The 3,688-nt window shown below is 51.2% G+C and carries 1 protein-coding gene; it reads left to right on the forward strand.

The window, feature by feature from the left end:
- Positions 1–11: 11 nt before the first annotated feature.
- Positions 12–3,688, forward strand: a 3,677-nt coding sequence (locus tag LKK83_RS00855; RefSeq protein WP_324628833.1) for a calcium-binding protein, incomplete at its 3' end; no start/stop codon positions are given.

Raw genomic sequence — 3,688 nt, forward strand, 5'->3', positions numbered from 1 at the left:
TGGAAGAAGAAATGACCGAAGAAGAGAGCGAAACCGCTGAAGAAGAGACGGTCATGGAAGAAGAAATGACCGAAGAAAGCGAAACCGCTGAAGGGGAAGTCACCACCACCGAAACGCCAGACAGCGAGATGAGCGAAGAAAGCGGGATGACCCCGGTGGGAATGGAAGGCGAAGACGAAATGGAGGCGGAAGTCGAGGAAGCGATCGCGCCTTATTTCAATGAAGAAGAATACCTCGCCAATAACCCCGATGTAGCGGAAGCCGTAGCCCAAGGAGACTTTGAAAGCGGGCTAAAACATGCCGTCAAATTTGGCTATAAAGAACGCAGCCGCACCGTTCTCGTCGGGTTCCAGGCCACATTTTATGGCGAAAGCAATCCCGATGTTGCCGATGCGATCGCCAATGGAGATTTCGCCAGCGAACTGCAACACTTCCTGCTCTACGGGCAAAACGAAAATCGCTCGCCTAACGCCGCTTACAACGAACAAGAATATCTCGAATTTAACCCCGACGTCGAACAAGCCGTTGGGGCGGGTGAATTTACCAGCGGGCTGCAGCACTTTTTCCTATTTGGTCGCTTTGAAGTTCGGACCTTCAGCAGCCAGTTTGACGCCCAATTTTACCTAGAACAATACCAAGATATTGCCGAAGCATTCCAACAAGGTTTAATCGACAGTCTCTTGGAACACTTCCTCGCATTTGGTCTCGAAGAAGGTCGCACCGCTAGCCCCACCGAAGAAGAAGCCGCCGAAGATGCGGAAGAAAGCGGTGAGGACAGTGAAGAAACCACCGATGAGGCCGATGAAACCCCCGATGACGAAAGCGAAGAAGTCACCGATACCGAAGATACCGAAGATACCGAAGAGGAAGCCGGAGAAGACAGCGAAACCGACGGCGAAACCATCGGCGATCTGCCCCCCGTAGTCATCGACGAAATTCCGGATCCGAGTGCAGAAGAACCCGCCCCACCCACCGAACAAGAACAAGAAGTCGAAAGCAGCGGACTGTTTAACCCCGACTTTTTCCTCTCTCAATTGCCCGAAGACATTCAGCAACAGATTGGCGAAGGGGGTCAATATCGCACCGTCATCGAATACTACCTCCAAGAAGGACAATTCGACGAGCAACTCAGTCAAGTCAGCTTTAGCCCACTGTTTGACTTCGGATTTTACCTGAAAAACAATCCGAAAATTCAGGAACTCATCGAATTAGGCGAATACGAAAATCCCCTCGACTACTACCTGAAAAAAGGGAAAACCGAAGGCGACGTTCCCACCCCCTTCTTTGACCAAGAATATTTCCTCGAACAATATCCCCAAGTTCAACAACTGCTCGTCAGTGGCGAATACAGCAGTGCCTTTGAATATTTCATCGAAGTCGGCATCGAAGAAGGCACCAATCCCCTGCCGTATTTCGACGCACAATTCTATCTCGACCAACTCGAACAGTTTGCCGAGGAAAACCCCGATTCGGAAGTCGAACTGCCGGAAATTCCCGCAGATGCCACGGAAGGCCAAATCTTCCAAATTGCTTACACCCACTTCATTTCCATCGGGTTAGAAATCGGCATCACCGCCAGTGCGGAATTTAATGCCGAATTGGTCGAAAGTCAGCTCACCGAAGAACAAAAAGCCCAAATCGGCGAAGGAAAAGAATACCCCAGTGTCTTTGCCTACTTCGTCCAAGTCGGCATCGAACAAGGGATTATCGCTTCCGAAGACATCGACATTCCCGACCCTGCGGATCTCGGGTTAGATAGCTTCGTTGTTGAGGACCTCGATAGCGACAGCGTACTCATCGGTAGCGAAGGCGATGACCTGCTGACTGGCGATGAAAGTGAAGAAGCCATTGTCGGCGCTGCAGGCAACGATACCGTAATCGGATCCAAAGGAAAAGACCAGATCTTTGGTGAAGACGGCGACGATATGCTCGTGGGTGCCAAAGAAAAAGACACCCTCTTCGGTGGCGCGGGAGACGATAGTCTGTTCGGCGGCGATGAGAAAGACCTCCTCTCCGGCGACGAAGGTAACGATCTGCTCGTCGGCGGCAAAGAAAAAGATAGCCTCGTAGGTGGAGAAGGAGACGATACCCTCCTCGGCGGCGAAGAAAAAGACCTGCTGATGGGTGGCGAAGGTAATGACCTGCTCTATGGTGGCGAAGGGCCAGATACCCTTGTCGGCGGCGCAGGTAGCGATATCTTTGTCATCGACCCTGCTGGTGTAGAGAAGAAACACCAAGATACTCTCTTGGACTTCAACCCCGCAGAAGATACCCTGCAAATTGCTGGGATCGGTTTGAGCGGCGAAGAAATTCTCGACAACGCCGAAACTACAGAAATCGAGATCGAACAAGAAGATGGCGCGATCGCGACCAAGTTCTCCACGGTCATCCACTTGAGTGCTGAATTCTCGATTACTATCATCCATGAGGCGCAACTGACGGCGGAAAACTTCGAGGTGGTGGAAACTCCCACTGTCAGCGATGACCTGCTAGAAGAGGTCGAGGTTGACGAAATTACCACGATCTCCACTCTGTTCGATGCGGACTACTATCTCAGCGAAAATCCTGAAGTCGCAGATCTCATCGAAAGTGGCGAATACAGCAGTGCGTTAGACCACTATCTGCAAGTCGGCGAAGCAGAAGGTCTCAGTCCCAACCCCCTGTTCGATGCCCAGTTCTATCTGGAACAATATCCCGAAGTCGCCCAATTAGTCGAATCTGGCGAATACACCAGCGCCTTTGCCCACTTTATTGAGGTGGGACTGTCTGAGGGCCTGATTGCTAATCCGGTGTTTGACGAAGACTACTATCTGGAACAATATCCCGAAGTCGCCGAATTCGTCGAATCTGGCAAATACAGCAGCGCCTTTGCCTACTTCGTGCAGGTTGGACTCTCGGAAGGTCATGTGGCAACTGCGTGGTTTGACGAACAGACTTATCTGGAACAAGAAGGAGTTCAGGAAGCTCTCGACTCCGGCGAATACAGCAGCGCCTTCGCCCACTTTATTGCCGTGGGATTGTCTGCCGGTCTGATTGCCACTGGAGAGTTTGACGCCGAATTCTACGAGTCTGTCTTGGATGAAGACACCCTCGCCGAAATTGGCGAAGGTCTCGAATACGAGAGTCTGTACGAACACTACGTCCTCGTGGGTCAGATGGAAGGTCTGCCGATCGCCCCTCCAGAGGAAATTACCACCTCTATCCCCCATTGCGACGAGTTGGAGTTGGAACTCCCCGCAGTGGATGGTATCGAGGCGGATGAGAAAAAAGCCCTCTTTGCCGATAGCGATGATGGCGTTTCTCTCAAGGCACAGAAGAAACAAGAAATCCTCGTGGGTGGCGCAGGTGACGATACCCTCACCGGTGACAAGCGCAAAGACCTGATCTTCGGTCTCGAAGGCAATGATGTCCTCGAAGGTGGCAACCAAAAAGACACCATTATCGGTGGCATGGACGATGATACTCTCATCGGCGCTCATCAAAATGACCTGCTCATCGGTGATGACTTTAAGGTAGACCACATGGATGATTCCGATGACATGGATGATTCCGATGATATGGATGATTCCGATGATATGGATGATTCCGATGATATGGATGATTCCGATGATATGGATGATTCCGATGACATGGATGATTCCGATGACATGGATGATTCCGATGACATGGATGATTCCGATGACATGGA

It is taken from the genome of Phormidium sp. CCY1219, from assembly GCF_035615515.1.
GTDB lineage: Bacteria > Cyanobacteriota > Cyanobacteriia > Cyanobacteriales > Laspinemataceae > CCY1219.